The following is a 15,766-nucleotide window of genomic DNA, read 5'->3' on the forward strand; positions in this document are numbered from 1 at the left end:
CGACAGATCAAAAAAACTGCCGGGACTGGCTGTTTTTTTATGCCTATGCTTTTTGGCTGGTACCCGCCAAGAGGACGCACCCATGACTGACTGGCCGCTCGCTCAGACCTACCGCTTCAACGGGCACTCCGTTCGCTACGCCGTTCGGGGGGACGGCCCGCCGCTGGTGTTTGTGCATGGCACACCCTTCTCTTCGTATGTGTGGCACCGGATTGCGCCGCACTTCATCACGTCACACCGGGTGCATTACTTCGACCTGTTGGGTTATGGCCTGTCCGAGAAGGTCGAGGGTGATGTGTCCCTTGGTGTACAGAACGAGCTATTGGCGCAACTGCTGGAGCACTGGGGCCTGGACTGCCCGGATGTGGTGGCCCACGATTTCGGCGGCGCCACGGTGCTGCGCGCGCATCTGCTGAACGGCAAGAATTACCGCAGCCTGACGCTGATCGACCCGGTGGCGCTGTCGCCCTGGGGTTCGCCGTTTGTGCAGCATGTGCGCCAGCATGAGGCGGCGTTCAGCGGACTGCCTGATTACATTCAGCGGGCGATCGTGCCGGCCTACATTCGTGGGGCGATCAAGCGGGAAATCCCCGACGAGGAACTCGCCCATTACGTCCAGCCGTGGCTGGGCGATCCGGGACAAGCGGGGTTTTACCGGCAGATCGCGCAAATGGATGAGCGCTATACCCGCGAAGTTGAGGGACTGTACCCGACGATTCGCTGCCCGGTGCAGATTCTCTGGGGTGAAGATGACCAGTGGATTCCCATCGAGCGGGGGCAGGCGTTGCAGCAGATGATTCCGGGGGCGCAGTTTCACCCGATCCCCAATGCCGGGCATCTGGTTCAGGAGGACGCGCCTGAAGCCATCGTCGCGGCGTTGTTGCGGTTCTTGCCCTCTTTCTGAAAAAACGAATATCCCCCTGTGGGAGCAAGCTCGCTCCTACATGGTTCCTGTGTTCATTCAGCTGCACCGGTTTCGTGCCCTTCCCCCGCCCCAATCCTCTCCGCTCGTCTATACATAACGGCATCCACCCGCTTGGCACGACCACTGCAACCCCTCCGCGTCACCCACTCAGCAAGGAACGCCCCATGACGCAAAATGATCCCGGTAACGACTACCCCCTCAGCGAAGTGCCGATGCACGCCCGCAAAGGCCTGGCCTCCACGGCCATGGTGCTGCTGGGTTTCACCTTCTTCACGGCCACCATGTTTGCCGGCGGCAAGCTCGGTGTGGCGTTCAGTTTCGGCGAAATGATGGCGGTGATCATCGTCGGCAATCTGCTGCTGGGGATCTACGCCGCAGCGCTGGGCTACATCGCCTTCAAGAGCGGGCTCAACTCAGTGCTGATGGGGCGTTTCTGCTTCGGGGAAGTGGGCAGCAAACTCAGCGACCTGATCCTCGGTTTCACCCAGATCGGCTGGTACGCCTGGGGCACCGCCACGGCGGCCGTGGTGCTGGGCAAGTATTTCGAGTTGAGCGAAGGCACCGTGCTGGGTCTGATGGTGCTGTTCGGTCTGGCGTTTTGCGCCACGGCCTATGTCGGTTATCGCGGACTGGAAATCCTTTCATACATCGCAGTGCCGGCCATGATGTTGCTGCTGATGCTGTCGATGTGGGTCGCGACGGTGAAAGTCGGCGGACTCGATGGTTTGCTGGCCGTCGTCCCGACCGGCACGCTGGACTGGTCCACCGCGATCACCCTGGTGTTTGGCACCTTCGTCAGCGGCGCCACGCAAGCCACCAACTGGACGCGTTTTTCCCGCTCGGCGCGGGTCGCGGTGCTGGCGAGCCTGATCGGTTTCTTCATCGGCAACGGACTGATGGTGCTGATCGGCGCCTACGGGGCCATCGTTTATCAGCAACCCGATGTCGTCGAAGTGTTGCTGTTGCAAGGCTTCGCCATGGCTGCGATGGCAATGTTGCTGCTCAACATCTGGAGCACCCAGGACAACACCATCTACAACTTCGCCGTCGCCGGCTGCAACCTGCTGCGCACCCGCCGTCGCAAGACCGTGACCCTGTCCGGCGCGGTGATCGGCACACTGCTGGCATTGCTGGGCATGTACGATCTGTTGGTGCCGTACCTGATTCTGCTGGGCACCGTGATTCCGCCGATCGGTGGCGTGATCATGGCGGACTTTTTCTTTCGCTACCGTGGTCAATATCCTCGACTGGCCGATGCTCGGCTACCGGCATTCAACTGGCCGGGTCTGAGCGCTTATGCGGTCGGCACGGTTGCCGCGTTCGGTTCGCCATGGGTCGCGCCGCTGGTAGGGATTGCCGCTGCGGCGCTAACGTATGTGATATTGACTGGCGTACTCGGTGCCCGTGCCGCCAACGCACCACTACAAGATCTCTAAAAGGATTCACCTGATGCACATCATCAACGCCCGCCTGCGCAACCAAGAAGGCCTGCATGAATTGCACCTGGAAAACGGCCTGATCAGCAACATTGCCCGTCAGACCGAAGCGCCGACCCTGGGCCCCGATGACCTGGACGCCGGCGGCAACCTGGTGGTGCCGCCCTTCGTCGAACCGCACATCCACCTCGACGCCACGCTGACTGCCGGCGAACCGCGCTGGAACATGAGCGGCACGCTGTTCGAAGGCATCGAATGCTGGGGCGAGCGCAAGGTCACGATCACCGAAGAGGACACCAAGACCCGGGCCAAGAAAACCATCCAGACCCTCGCCGCCCACGGCATCCAGCATGTGCGCACCCACGTCGACGTGACCGACCCGCAGCTCACCGCGCTGAAGGCGATGCTCGAAGTGCGCGAGGAAAGTCGGCACTTGGTCGACATGCAAATCGTCGCGTTCCCGCAGGAAGGCATCGAGTCGTACCGCAACGGTCGCGAACTGATGGAAGAAGCGATCCGTATGGGCGCGGACGTGGTCGGCGGGATTCCGCATTTCGAATACACCCGCGACCAGGGCGTGAGCTCGGTGAAATTCCTCATGGACCTGGCTGAGCGCACAGGTTGCCTGGTGGATGTGCATTGCGATGAAACCGACGACCCGCATTCGCGCTTCCTCGAAGTGCTGGCAGAGGAAGCCCGCAGCCGCGACATGGGTTCGCGGGTCACGGCCAGCCACACCACGGCCATGGGTTCTTACGACAACGCTTACTGCGCCAAACTGTTTCGCCTGCTCGGGCATTCGGGGATCAGTTTTGTTTCCTGCCCGACCGAAAGCATTCACCTGCAAGGACGCTTCGACAACTTTCCGAAACGCCGCGGCGTGACCCGGGTGAACGAGTTGCTCGAAGCGGGGATGAACGTGTGTTTCGGCCAGGACTCGATCGTCGATCCCTGGTATCCGCTGGGCAACGGCAACATCCTTCGGGTGCTCGAAGCAGGTCTGCACATCTGTCACATGCTGGGGTATCGCAACCTGCAAAGCGCGCTGGACCTGGTGACCGACAACAGCGCCAAGGCCATGGCGTTGGGTGAGCGTTATGGACTGGAGCGCGGACGGCCGGCGAATTTGCTGATTTTATCGGCGGACAGCGATTACGAGGTGATCCGCAGTCAGGGATTGCCGCTGTATTCGGTTCGTGGCGGGAAGGTATTGATGAAGCGGCAGATGCCGGTGGTGGAGTTTTTTGGCGAGCAACCCTGAATTTTGCGTCGACAGTAATGGCGCCTTCGCGAGCAAGCCCGCTCTCACATTTGATTTTCAGTGGACATAAATTATGTGTCGGACAGAGATCTAATGTGTGTGGGCTTGCTCGCGAAGGCGCCCCTGAGATCACCGCATCAACCGCGCCGTACCGAACAGGCTGACCCGACTCAATTCACCGCCCATTTCCTCCAGCAAAATCGGCGCCGTACCACCGGGCATCGCCACGCTCACCTCACCCGCCGCCACCCAGCCCACCCGCCACGCCGCACACGCTACTGCGCTCGCACTGGTGCCGGACGACGCGGTCGGGCCTTCCCCGCGTTCAAACACTCGAGCGACAACTCGCCCTTCTGACGCCCGCATCGCCCATTGCAAATTGATACCCGCCGGGCACGGCCGCCCTGCTCCCGTCGGCATGGCGTAGGCAATTTGCGTCAAGCCTTCGGACAACCTCCCTTCGCGCATCTGCTCATTGGACGGCAATGCCTGCGCGTCCTCCACAAGCGTCACGCAGTGCGGATTGCCGACTCGCACGAACTGGCTGCGGGACCACGCCGGCTCCAGTGCCGACAGCGGTTGAACCTGGCTGAGTTCACGACCGTTCATTGTCACCCCTTCAACCCCGTGCGCACTGACCGCCTCAGGCCCGAACGCCGGTTTGCCCAGGTCCAGCCAGAAACCCTGAACGCCCTCGACCTGAGCGGCGCTCACCGACGTTTCACCCGGTGAAGGCGTATCGGCCTTGTCGTGATGAACCCTGAGCACACAGGCTTCGCGGTCCGGAAAAAGCCCTTGGTCGCTGAGCGCCTGAGAGAAAATCGTCAACCCGTTGCCACTGCGCTCAGCCAATGTGCCGTCGGTGTTGACGATCAACAGATCGAACGGCGGCGCTGATTGAAACGGCCCCACCAGTAGCCCATCGCAGCGATGGTCCTTGCTGCCGGCCGGTTGCGTGCCCGGCGCCCAGGCGCAGAATGCCTCGATGGCCGACTTCGCCCATGCCGCGCGGGTTTGCGCCGCCAGACCGGCCTGTTCCGGTAAGTCGATCCCTTCGCGACGCACCGCGTCAGGCGCCACTACCGCATAGATGTTGCCTCGAGCATCGTAGAACGGCGTCATGACGCCTCCCGTATAACCATCGCAGGCGTGCAACATATCGCGAAACCGAGACAAGCTGTGCAAGGATGTCACCCTGCCTGAACGCGTAACCGTCCGGACGCTGATCGAACCTCACCGGTGAGTCACTGTCCCTTGGGGACGCGACGTTTTTTGCCAAGGATCGATATGACCAACCTCAACACCCAGACCACCTTCGTGCCCGGACGCCTGGAACAAATGTCCACGCGCGTGGCTTTTTTCATCGCCGGGTTCGGGATTGCCGCGTGGGCGCCGCTGGTGCCTTACGCCAAGGCGCGGGCCGGGCTGGATGAAGGAACCCTCGGCCTGCTGTTGTTGTGCCTGGGGGTGGGCTCGATTCTGGCGATGCCGATGGCTGGGATTCTGGCCACGCGCTTCGGCTGCCGGCGGGTGGCGGTCGGTGGCACCCTGTTGATCTGTGCGGCGCTGCCGCTGCTGGCGACGGTGTCGTCGATTCCGGCGCTGATCGCCGCGTTGTTCATGTTCGGCGCGGGCCTGGGCACGGTGGATTCGACGGTGAACCTGCAAGCGGTGATCGTCGAACGGGCCAGCGGCAAGACCATGATGTCGGGTTTCCATGGGCTGTTCAGCCTGGGCGGGATTGTCGGTGCGGCGGGCGTCAGCGCCTTGCTCGGCTTCGGGGTTTCGCCGCTGGGGGCGATGCTGGTGGTGGTCGTGCTGCTGCTGATCGCGCTGTGCAAAGCCTCGCCGCACATGTTGCCGTATGGCAGTGAACGTTCGGGGCCGGCGTTTGCCGTTCCCCACGGCATCGTGCTGTTCATCGGCGGAATGTGCTTCATCGTGTTCCTCGCCGAAGGCGCGGCGCTCGACTGGAGCGCAGTATTCCTGACGCAGGAACGCGGGATCGACACGGCGTACGCAGGCTTGGGCTACGCCGCATTTGCGTTGACCATGACCGTGGGCCGGTTGACCGGAGACGCGATTGTCCACCGCCTTGGTGCGACACGGGTGATCGTGTTGGGTGGGCTGACGGCCGCTGGCGGCCTGTTTCTCGCGACATTCGCACCGAGCTGGGAGCTGGCGCTGGTGGGTTATGCACTGCTGGGGGCTGGCTGTTCGAACATCGTGCCAGTGCTGTACACCGCCGTGGGCAAACAGACGGTGATGCCGGAAAGCGTGGCCGTGCCGGCCATTACGACGCTCGGTTATGCGGGGATTCTGGCAGGGCCTGCGGTGATCGGGTTCATCGCCCACGGCAGCAGCTTGAGTTTTGCCTTCGGGTTGATGGCGCTGTTGCTGGTGGCCATCGCTATCGGCGGGAAAGTGTTGAAAGTCTGAAAAGCACTGCGATTAATTGTGGCGAGGGAGCTTGCTCCCGCCGGGGTGCGAAGCGGCCCCGAAAAATGGGACTGCTGCGCAGTCCAGCGGGAGCAAGCTCCCTCGCCACAGGTTAATCATCGCTCGTGCATTAAAAGCCGACGCTTGCCTGCACAAAGAACGTGCGTGGCGCGCCGACGTACATGCCCGAGTTGTTGTCGCTGGAGCGGGTGAAGTACTGCTTGTCGAAAATGTTTTTCACCCCGGCACCGACCTTCAGGTTCGACAGTTGCGCGCCAAAGTCATAACCGCCCCGCACGTTCCAGGTGACGTAACCCGGAATGTCGCCGTACTGGCCGTCGGCGGTGCCTTCGGTGATGTAGTTGTTGGTGAAGCTGCCATTGGCATTCACCGCTACGCCCGGCGAGCGCTGTCTGGACTGGGCAAACGCATCGAGGTTATACGTCCAGCGGTCGATGTCGTAGCGCAGGCCGGCAGTCGCAACCTGGCGCGAATAGAACGGCAGGTCGCGGCCCTTGAAGCCGGGAATCTCGCCTTCATAAACGGCGCGGGTGTAGGTGATCCCGGCGTTGGCGGTCAGGCCGTCGAGCCGTGGGTCCAGTGCCGCCATGTCGTAGTGAACCGAAGCCTCGATGCCCTGGTGCGTGGTTGCGCCGAGGTTGGTCCAGCCCGCGTCGTTGCTGATGTACTGCAACTCTTTATCGAAGTCGATGTAGAACAGCGTCACTTCGCCACCCCACACGTCATCGTTGTAACGCGTGCCGACCTCGTAGGTCTTGGCCTTCTCCGGCTCCAGGCCATTGGCGGGTTCGTCACCCGTGCCGCCCTGGCCGAGCTGGAAATACTGCAGGCTGCCAAACGAGGTTTCGTAGTTGGCGAACAGCTTCCAGGCATCGGAGAGGTGATACATCACGCTCAAGGCCGGCAGCGGCTCGTTGCTTTCGATGCTGCGATTCTTTTCCTGCACGCGCTTGCCGGCGGTGTCGAGCACGGGGCGATCGTGCCAGTCGGTGCTGATGTGTTCGAAACGGATACCGGGCGTGATCGTCCAGTTGCCGACGTCGATTTTGTTATCGATGTACACCGAGTTGGCTTCAGTGCCGCCGGTGCGGTCCTGATAGACATGGCCGTCCGAGGCCTTGGTCGCGACCGGCTCGTTGTTGACCAGCGCCAGACGGCTGGCCTCTTCGTGCATGGCTTCCTTGAGGTAGCGATAACCGACGCTGACTTCCTGGGTGGTCGGGCCGACGTCGAACACATGGGACACCCGCGGTTCGATGCCGAGGGTGTAGTAAGTGCGCGGGAACGAGCCAAGGGTTTTCTGATCGCGGGCGGCGATGTTGCTGCCACGGAAGCTGTCGGAGTAGTAGGTCAACACTTCGGCCTGGGTGCGGTCATCGATCTGCCGCGTCCACTTGAAGGAAATGTCCTTGCGACGTCCGCTGAAGTTGTCGTTGTTGCGGTCGGACTGAAACGGATTGGCATCGTATTGCGCCTGGGTCAGGCCGCCGGGCATGTCGGCGCTGGCGTCGTAGTAATGCAGGTTGAGGCTGAAATCGTCGACATCGGTCGGTGCCCAATGGGTCTTGAGAATCACGTCGTCGATGTCGTTGCCCTGGTTGCGCTCACGGTAACCGTTGCCGTTCACGCCCGAGTACAACAGCGCCACGCCGATGCCGTTGTCCGCCGTACCGCCGACAAACGCCGTATCGATGTGTTTCCAGCCACCGTGTCGGGAGGTTTCCAGGGTAGTGCCGATTTCGGCGGAAGCTTTTTCCGGGATGGCGCGGGTCACGAAGTTGATCACACCGCCGACGTTTTGCGGCCCGTAGCGCACGGAACCGGCGCCGCGAACCACGTCGATGCTTTCAAGGTTGCCCGAGGAGATCGGCGCCATGGACAGCTGCGGCTGGCCGTAAGGGGCAAACGCTGCCGGCACGCCGTCGATCAGCACCGTGGAGCGTGGCGACAGGCGCGACGTCAGGCCCCGTACGCCGACGTTCAGGGAAATGTCGCTGCCGCCGGTGCCGTTGGCTTCCTGCACTTGCACACCGGGCACACGCTTGAGCACGTCACCGACGTTCATCGCACCCTGCTCGACCATGGCTTCGCGACGGATCACCGTACGCGCGCCGGGGTGGTTTTGCACCACGGCGGCATCGGCGTCGCCGAGCCAGTCGCCGACCACTTTGATGTCGGTCACGCCCAGTTCCAGCGGGCCGTTGGCGGCGGGAGTCGACGCCTGGGTCAGGGTCACCGCCCCCTCGTCGATCTGATACTCGAGGCCGCTGCCTTGCAACAACTGGCGCAAGGCCTGTTCCGGCGAGAGGTTGCCATCCACCGCCGGGGCTTGCTTACCGGCGACCAGTTCAGGACTGAAAAAAACCTGCAACGAGGTTTGCTGGCCGAGTTCACTGAGCGCCTGACCCAAGGGTTGCGCCGGAATGTGAATGGCATCGGCGGCAAAGGCCTGAGGCAGCGCAACGTTGACCGCCAGCGCAAGGGCCAGCGGCAACCAAGGACGTTTGTTGTTTCGAGCAGCGTTGTTTTTAGCGGTGTTTTTTTTCACGTCGAACCTAGCCCTGTGGATCGCAAGAGTATGCGTTTGTTAATGCAAACCAGTTGCAGTTAGGCTAGAAGACGATGAACTCGAAAAAAACCTGAATTTATTGTGAAATTATTTCCTGACTGCCGTCATCGAGGGTGCGCACGGCCACCGGCAGGATGTTCGGCAAGGCCTTGAGCAGCGCATCGGTGTTGTCGGACTTGAACACACTGGTCAGGCGCAGATTGCCGACTTTGTCGTTGCCGACGGTGAGGGGTTTCTCCCGATAGCGCGACACTTCCTCAGCCACTTCGGCAAGGCTGGCGTTGTTGAACACCAGTTTGCCGCTGCGCCAGGCGGTCAGTTCCGCCGGGTTAACGGCATACGCCACCGCGACGGTGCCCTGGGCGTCGACACGTGTACCGAGGCCGGCAGTGAGGCTGATGAATTCGTTGTCGGGCGCACCGCGCCCCTGAACCTTGACCGTGCCTTGCTCCACCACGACCCGGGTGTCGCTGACGCCGCGACGCACATCGAAGCGGGTCCCGGTGACCGTGACTTTGCCGCTGCCCGCCTCGACCACAAACGGCCAATCGCTGTCGTGCGCGACGCTGAACATCGCCTCGCCTTCCATCAGCTCAATGTCTCGATGGCCTTTTTCATAGCGCACTTGAAGGCGGCTGCGGCTGTTCAGATCGATCACCGAACCGTCCGGCAACGCCACCTGGCGACGTTCGCCCAGGGCCGTCGAAAACTCGGCGGTGTAAGACGTGGGTTGATTCAAGCCGCTGAACAGTCCCAGGCCGAGCGCCACGGCCAGTACACTGGCCGCCACGGCATAACGCACCAGCGGATGACGTTTGCGGCGCACCGGCGGGGTTTCGCACAAGGCTTGCAGTCGCGCACGTGACACCAGGTCTGCGGCGGTCCACAGGCCCTGAAGCAATTGAAATTCATCGCGGTGCTGAGAGTGCTCGTTCAGCCAAAGCTCAAAACGTCGACGCTCTTCGACGTCGACGGCCGGTTCCTGCAAACGCACAAACCACTGCGCCGCCTCATCGCGAACCGTTGTTTGCCCGCACGCACAATCACGAGTATCCATTATGGAAGTTCCTGTTTGGCTGGGGGTGAGAAGGCGCGGCGCCTTTGTTTCGTGCAGGAGCTGCCGAAGGCTGCGATCTTTTGGCGGTGTTGAAATCGCCGAACATCAAAAGATCGCAGGCTTCGCCAGCTCCTGCAAAAGCCAACGCACATCATGATTGCAGTCCGTCGAGGCGGTCGCGCAGATGCCGCAGGGTGCGGATCATATACTTTTCCACCATGTTCTTGGACAGTCCCAGGCGTTCGGCGATTTCGGCCTGGGTCAGGCCTTCGATCTTCTGCCAGACAAACACCTTGCGACAATTGACCGGCAGCTCGGCCAGCGCCCGTTCGATGCAATCAGCCAATTGGATCGCCTGCATGAAATGCTCCGGGTCGCCGGACGACGACACACTGTGATCGATCGCCTCCGACTCCATGGCACCCCGTCGATCCTCACGCCGATAACCATCCACCGCGATATTGCGCGCAGTCTGGTGCAAATACGCCCGAGGCTGCGCCACCACCGCCGAATCCGACTCAAGCAACCGCACGAAGGTGTCGTGGGCCAGATCCTCGGCCTGCTGTCGATTTCTCAGGCGACGGGTCCAGGTGCCAACCAACTCTTCGTAATGCTCGAAAAAGCCGTGTCTGCGGGGCAGCTTGGGGGACATTGCGGTGTGCTGTGGAGATGGGGCGTGAATAGTAATGCTTCCTATTAACTGGAAGCAATGGATTCCAATCCGAGGCAGATCAACGGGAAAGTTGATTTAGGCACGGAGCCAAAGGATTCTGGCAGGCATCCAAAAGAAGCCAGTCACTGGCTGTAGCAAAGTGTGCTAATGCCAGTCATCGGCTTTTGTCCAGGAACCCCAGACATGTTCACCTCCTTTGCCTCACTGAAAAGAAAACCCCTCGCCCGCCTCGCGCTGGCCATCAGCCTTGCCACGCTCGGCCTGCCGTGTTGGGTCAACCAGGCCAGTGCCCACGGTGGCGCCGCTGAAATGGTGCCGTTGCAATCGGGTCTTGAAGAGTTTGGCGCAACCGTCAAATGGGACGACTACGCCGATCTGTTCGTGATTGCCAAGGACGGCGTTTATCTCAAGGTCAAGCCGGGCAGCAAAGTGGCGGTGCTCAACGGTAAACGGATGGAGCTGAGCGTGCCGGTGGTGTTCAAGGGCAAGATCGCCTTCATGTCCAAGGACTTTATCAATCAGGTGTTCCAGTCCGGTCTGGACAAGACGTTTGTCGTCGAGACACGCCCCAACCCGCTCAACCCGCTGAGCGCGGACGAGATCAAGACCGCTGTCGAGATCATCAGGCAATCGGAGCACTACAAACCCGGTTTCCGTTTCACCGAAGTCTCGGTCAACGAGCCGCCGAAGGAGCAGGTGTGGAATTTCGTCTACACCGGGCAGAACGTCGCCCAGCCGCGTCAGGCCAACATCGTGGTGCTCGACGGCAAGCATGTGATCGAGGGCCTGGTCGATCTCGACAGCAAGACGCTCAAGTCGTGGAAACCCGTCGAAGGCGCCCACGGCATGGTCCTGCTGGATGACTTCGCGACGGTGCAATCCGCCATCGAAGCGAGCCCCGACTATGCGCAGGCGCTGGCCAAACGCGGGATCACCGACGTGAAAAAGGTCGTGGCGACGCCGTTGACGGTCGGTTACTTCGACGGCAAGGACGGCCTGGCGCAGGACAAGCGGTTGCTGAAAATCGTCAGCTATCTGAATACCGGTGACGGTAACTACTGGGCGCACCCGATCGAGGGTCTGGTGGCGATTGTCGACCTGGAGCAGAAGAAGCTGATCAAGATCGAAGACGACGCGGTCATTCCGGTGCCGATGAAACCCACGCCGTATGATGGGCGCGGGCGCAAGGGCACGTCGGTCAAGCCGCTGGAAATTACCGAGCCCGAGGGAAAAAACTACACCATCACCGGCAACAGCATTCACTGGCAAAACTGGGATTTCCACGTTCGCCTCGATTCCCGGGTCGGTCCGATCCTGTCCACGGTCACGTATGACGACAAGGGCAAGAAACGCAAAATCATGTACGAAGGTTCGCTCGGCGGCATGATCGTGCCCTACGGCGACCCCGATGGCGGGTGGTACTTCAAGGCCTATCTCGACTCGGGCGATTACGGCATGGGCACACTGACCTCGCCGATTGCGCGCGGCAAGGACGCGCCGGAAAACGCCGTGCTGCTGGACGCCACGATTGCCGACTACACCGGCGCACCCACCTCGATTCCCCGCGCCATGGCGGTGTTCGAGCGTTACGCCGGCCCGGAATACAAACACCAGGAAATGGGCCAGCCCAACCTCAGCACCGAACGGCGAGAACTGGTGGTGCGCTGGATCAGCACCGTCGGCAACTACGACTACATCTTCGACTGGGTTTTCCAGCAGAACGGCACCATCGGCATCGACGCCGGCGCCACCGGGATCGAAGCGGTCAAGGGTGTTAAATCGAAAACCATGCATGAAGCCACGGCCAAGGAAGACACGCGCTACGGCACGCTGCTGGACCACAACATCGTCGGCACCACGCACCAGCACATCTACAACTTCCGCCTCGACATGGACGTGGACGGTGAAAACAACTCACTGGTGGAAGTGAACCCGGTGGTGGCCCCGAACGACCGTGGCGGACCGCGGACCAGCACCATGCAGACCGAGCAGCAAGTGGTCGGCACTGAACAGCAGGCCGCGCAGAAATTCGACCCCTCGACCGTTCGCCTGCTGACCAACTTCAGTAAGGAAAACAAAGTCGGCAACCCGGTTTCCTATCAGTTGATTCCGTATGCGGGCGGCACGCACCCGGTGGCCAAGGGCGCCAACTTCGGCAAGGACGAATGGCTCTATCACCGCCTGAGCTTCATGGACAAACAACTGTGGGTGACCCGCTACAACCCGGAAGAAAAGTACCCGGAAGGCAAATACCCGAACCGTTCGGACAAGGACGCGGGACTTGGGCAGTTCACCCACGACAATCAGTCCATCGAAAACGCCGATGATGTGGTCTGGTTGACCACCGGCACCACGCACATCGCCCGCGCGGAAGAATGGCCGATCATGCCGACCGAGTGGGTGCATGTGCTGTTGAAGCCGTGGAATTTCTTTGATGAGACGCCGACGTTGAACCTCAACGCGCCGAAATAAGACACACACAACCCTGTGGGGGCGGGCTTGCTCGCTCCCACAGGGGTTAGGTGTTTATTCAATTGGATCTCAGGCGTGTTTTTTGCGGTATTCACCGGGCGAAATGCCGAACCGCGATTTGAACGCCGTGGAAAAGTAGCTCGAATCGGAAAAGCCCCACGAATACCCCAGCACCGACAACTTCTGCTCCGTGCGCGATTGGCGCAGGGACTCCGCGCACAAATCCAGCCGACGATTCTTGATGTACCGCGCCACCACCAGGCCCTTCCTGGCGAACATCCGGTACAGCCCACGCGTCGACATGCCCACTTCTCGCGCCAGCCATTCGGGGCAAAGGTCTTCCGAGCGGATGTGCTCATCAATAAAGCCCAGGGTCTTGCGAAAGAGGCGCTCCTGCACATCCGTGCACGCTTCACTGTGGCTGATGGCCGGACGCAGCAGGCTGACAATCGCCTCCAGCGTCGCTTCGCTTTCTGCCCGGCTCAGGCATTGCTGGTGCGTGGCGTCCAGAATCAGACGGTGCGACAGCATCGCGATGGGCGATGTCGCGGCAATCCGGTGGCCGCACTTGACCTGACTGAAGCGCAGGGTTTGCTCGACCAGTTGCGAGGGAAGAATCAAGGACAACTGCCGCGAGTTTTCACTGTAGGTAAAGTCGCTGGGGCGCGAAGCGTCGATCAGCGTGATATCCCCGGCCGACAGCAACACCTTGCTGTCGCCCTGGGCCATACCGGCGGTGCCATCGAGCTGGAACACCGCAAAGTATTTGCCACCCTCGCCAGCCGCGACTTCCTGAGGCGTGCGGTACAGCCGAGCCTGGCGGGCATCGACAAAACTGAGCTTCAGCGCGCCGTCCTGGTGCTCGCGAATGTGTCCGGCAAACTCGTCACCCAGAGGCTGCGCGTTGAAGGCGCCACAGATCTGGTTGATCTGATGAATCCACTGATCGAAGCCATCACGGCGCTGTGCAATTGAAGAAATCATGTCGGGCCTCACGCAGGCTTGTTTTTATTATCTACGCCAATCCACGGGTTCTCCTGAACAGGGACGCTCCTTCGACAACAAGCGGGTTATTTAAGCCCGCCAAAACGCCGATAGAAGCTTTCGCCCACATCCGGCAACGGACCATCGGCGGTCTCCAGTGCGCTGTTCAACCATTCCTCGGCCTTGGCGTAGATCAGCCGGTAAATATTGCGGCACAACTGCCGGGCGGCGCGCCCTTCCCAATCGCCGGGCAACAATTCGTCCGGCAGCTGCGGGTCGCGCAACAGCAGTTTGCGGTACTCATGAATAAGCAGGACCCGTGCCAGGAAGCAGTCGGACGGCTGCAGGTTTTCCTGCTCGCGAAGCGCTTGCCAGAGCGGTCGGAACAGCTGGATGAACTCGCTGTAATGGGCCGCCAGTTCCTCGATGTTCCAGCTCTCGCGTACCTGCAGACGCAGGGCCTTGGAGGCCAGCACGTCTTGCGCGGTGGTTTCGAAAACGATGGTGTCTTCCTGGGCGCCAAGGTCGAGCAAGGTCGCGTTGACATCGGCCCGATCACTGCGCGGACAGGCCAGCACCGCCGGCGAGATCGCACCAAAACCTTGCCACTCCAGTTCTTCGCGCACTTGTTTGCGCTTGTCCTGGGTCAGTTGCGTGAGCATCACCAGGCACCACGAACCGTCCCATGCCGGAACGGTGGAGCTGTAGACGCGCTTGAAGGCCTTGTCGAAACGCCGGCGACCGGTGCCGGTCAGGCTGTAGTAGCTGCGACGCCCGACTTTCTCGGCGGTCAGCCAGCCTTCCTTGGTCAGGCGAAAAATCGAGGTGCGGATCAGCCGTTCGTTGATGCCGATGGGTTCGAGCAACTGAATCAGACTGCCCAGCCACACCGTGCCGCCGTGGGGTTCGATGGCATCCCCGTACAGCGTGATGATCAAGGAGCTGGCGCGGATCGGCGTCTGTTCCTGGAAGCGGGTAATCAGGTGGTTCAAGGGTGTCAGGGACGACATGGGCGTACCGAGCTGAAAAAAGAAAAGGAATATACCGAATGCGCCTCTCCCTGTGGGAGCGAGCCTGCTCGCGATTGCGCTGTGCCAGATAACAATGATGGTGACTGACACTCCGCAATCGCGAGCAGGCTCGCTCCCACAAGGGGATCAGCGTTCAAGAGACGCTGCCCTTGGGCCGCAGGCCGCTGTCGCTTATGCGCGGGCGGTCGGGTTCCGGTTCGGTCAGCGGCTCGCAGACGCGCATCTGCTCAAGGCAACGCCTGGCCAGTTGCTGATATTCGCGAGTACCCGCCTGTTTCCACGACACCTCTTCATCGCTGAGGCTGCGCTTGACACTGGCCGGCGCGCCCATGATCAGCGACTGCTCGGGGCATTCGAATCCCGCCTTGACGAACGCGGCCGCCGAGACGAATGAGCGAGCACCGATGCGCGCATTGTCCATCACCACCGCATTCATCCCCACCAGCGCATCTGCGCCAATCCGGCACCCGTGCAACACCGCGCCGTGACCAATGTGACCGTTGCGTTCGACCACGGTGTCGCTGTCCGGGAAACCGTGCATCACGCAGGTGTCCTGCAGATTGGCGCCCTCCTCCAGCACGATCCGGCCGAAGTCCCCGCGCAGGCTGGCCAGCGGCCCGACGTAGCACTGGGGACCGACAATCACATCACCGATCAAAACGGCTGACGGATGAACGTAAGCAGTGGGATCAACCACCGGGGTCAAGCCATCGAGGCTGTAGCAGGTCATGGGACGTTCCTTTTCATAAAGCGATGCAGATACTGGATCAGTTTGTATCACATCGCTTTTACCTTAACAAAGCACAAAAACCGTATCACTTATTAATCCCGCGATGCGAGGCGCTCCCGCACGCGCAAAAACCAAAGCTTAAGCCAATAAAAACGGCGACTTCAGCGA

12 protein-coding genes are annotated in these 15,766 nt (G+C 61.1%); 5 read left to right on the forward strand and 7 right to left on the reverse strand.

What is annotated here, in order from left to right; all coding sequences use genetic code 11:
* Nucleotides 1-82: 82 nt before the first annotated feature.
* The 3 genes from ACM6IQ_RS02380 to codA all read left to right on the forward strand — a co-directional run bounded on the left by ACM6IQ_RS02380 (nt 83) and on the right by codA (nt 3,622).
* Nucleotides 83-904, forward strand: coding sequence for an alpha/beta fold hydrolase (locus ACM6IQ_RS02380; protein WP_414878000.1), 822 nt, complete (start codon nt 83-85; stop codon nt 902-904).
* Between the two features lie 185 nt (nt 905-1,089).
* On the forward strand, nt 1,090-2,361 hold the full coding sequence (gene codB, locus ACM6IQ_RS02385) for a cytosine permease (protein ID WP_414878001.1): 1,272 nt from the start codon (nt 1,090-1,092) through the stop codon (nt 2,359-2,361).
* A gap of 13 nt (nt 2,362-2,374) precedes the next feature.
* The gene (codA, locus tag ACM6IQ_RS02390; protein WP_017339728.1) at nt 2,375-3,622 is read left to right on the forward strand and encodes a cytosine deaminase; all 1,248 of its coding nucleotides are present in this window, start codon (nt 2,375-2,377) and stop codon (nt 3,620-3,622) included.
* Between the two features lie 129 nt (nt 3,623-3,751).
* On the opposite strand, the gene ACM6IQ_RS02395 is transcribed toward codA, so the two are convergent.
* Nucleotides 3,752-4,744, reverse strand: coding sequence for a diaminopimelate epimerase (locus ACM6IQ_RS02395; protein WP_017339729.1), 993 nt, complete (start codon nt 4,742-4,744; stop codon nt 3,752-3,754).
* A gap of 165 nt (nt 4,745-4,909) precedes the next feature.
* Between ACM6IQ_RS02395 and ACM6IQ_RS02400 the strand changes: the two genes are divergently transcribed.
* Entirely contained in the window at nt 4,910-6,061 is a 1,152-nt protein-coding gene (locus tag ACM6IQ_RS02400; RefSeq protein ID WP_414878002.1) for an MFS transporter, read from the forward strand.
* A gap of 130 nt (nt 6,062-6,191) precedes the next feature.
* Here ACM6IQ_RS02400 and ACM6IQ_RS02405 read toward each other — a convergent pair whose 3' ends face one another.
* The 3 genes from ACM6IQ_RS02405 to ACM6IQ_RS02415 all read right to left on the reverse strand — a co-directional run bounded on the left by ACM6IQ_RS02405 (nt 6,192) and on the right by ACM6IQ_RS02415 (nt 10,360).
* Nucleotides 6,192-8,630 (reverse strand): TonB-dependent siderophore receptor, encoded by a 2,439-nt coding sequence (locus ACM6IQ_RS02405; protein ID WP_414878003.1) that lies wholly within the window; start codon nt 8,628-8,630, stop codon nt 6,192-6,194.
* 97 nt (nt 8,631-8,727) lie between these two features.
* On the reverse strand, nt 8,728-9,711 hold the full coding sequence (locus ACM6IQ_RS02410; RefSeq protein WP_414878043.1) for a FecR family protein: 984 nt from the start codon (nt 9,709-9,711) through the stop codon (nt 8,728-8,730).
* 148 nt (nt 9,712-9,859) lie between these two features.
* Nucleotides 9,860-10,360: a sigma-70 family RNA polymerase sigma factor gene (locus ACM6IQ_RS02415; protein ID WP_017339733.1), complete on the reverse strand. Its 501-nt coding sequence runs from the start codon at nt 10,358-10,360 to the stop codon at nt 9,860-9,862.
* Between the two features lie 204 nt (nt 10,361-10,564).
* On the opposite strand from ACM6IQ_RS02415, the gene tynA reads away from it, so the two are divergent.
* Nucleotides 10,565-12,853: a primary-amine oxidase gene (gene tynA / locus ACM6IQ_RS02420; RefSeq protein ID WP_414878004.1), complete on the forward strand. Its 2,289-nt coding sequence runs from the start codon at nt 10,565-10,567 to the stop codon at nt 12,851-12,853.
* A 69-nt stretch (nt 12,854-12,922) separates the two neighbouring features.
* Here the strand turns inward: tynA and feaR are convergent, their stop codons facing one another.
* The 3 genes from feaR to paaY form a co-directional block, all read right to left on the reverse strand.
* Complete coding sequence (gene feaR / locus ACM6IQ_RS02425; RefSeq protein WP_017339735.1) at nt 12,923-13,837, reverse strand: transcriptional regulator FeaR; 915 nt, start codon at nt 13,835-13,837, stop codon at nt 12,923-12,925.
* A gap of 86 nt (nt 13,838-13,923) precedes the next feature.
* Nucleotides 13,924-14,847, reverse strand: coding sequence for a phenylacetic acid degradation operon negative regulatory protein PaaX (paaX, locus tag ACM6IQ_RS02430; protein WP_017339736.1), 924 nt, complete (start codon nt 14,845-14,847; stop codon nt 13,924-13,926).
* 154 nt (nt 14,848-15,001) lie between these two features.
* Nucleotides 15,002-15,598 (reverse strand): phenylacetic acid degradation protein PaaY, encoded by a 597-nt coding sequence (gene paaY, locus ACM6IQ_RS02435; RefSeq protein ID WP_017339737.1) that lies wholly within the window; start codon nt 15,596-15,598, stop codon nt 15,002-15,004.
* Nucleotides 15,599-15,766 lie beyond the last annotated feature (168 nt).

Source organism: Pseudomonas sp. IT-P100 (assembly GCF_949767185.1).
GTDB lineage: Bacteria > Pseudomonadota > Gammaproteobacteria > Pseudomonadales > Pseudomonadaceae > Aquipseudomonas > Aquipseudomonas fluorescens_B.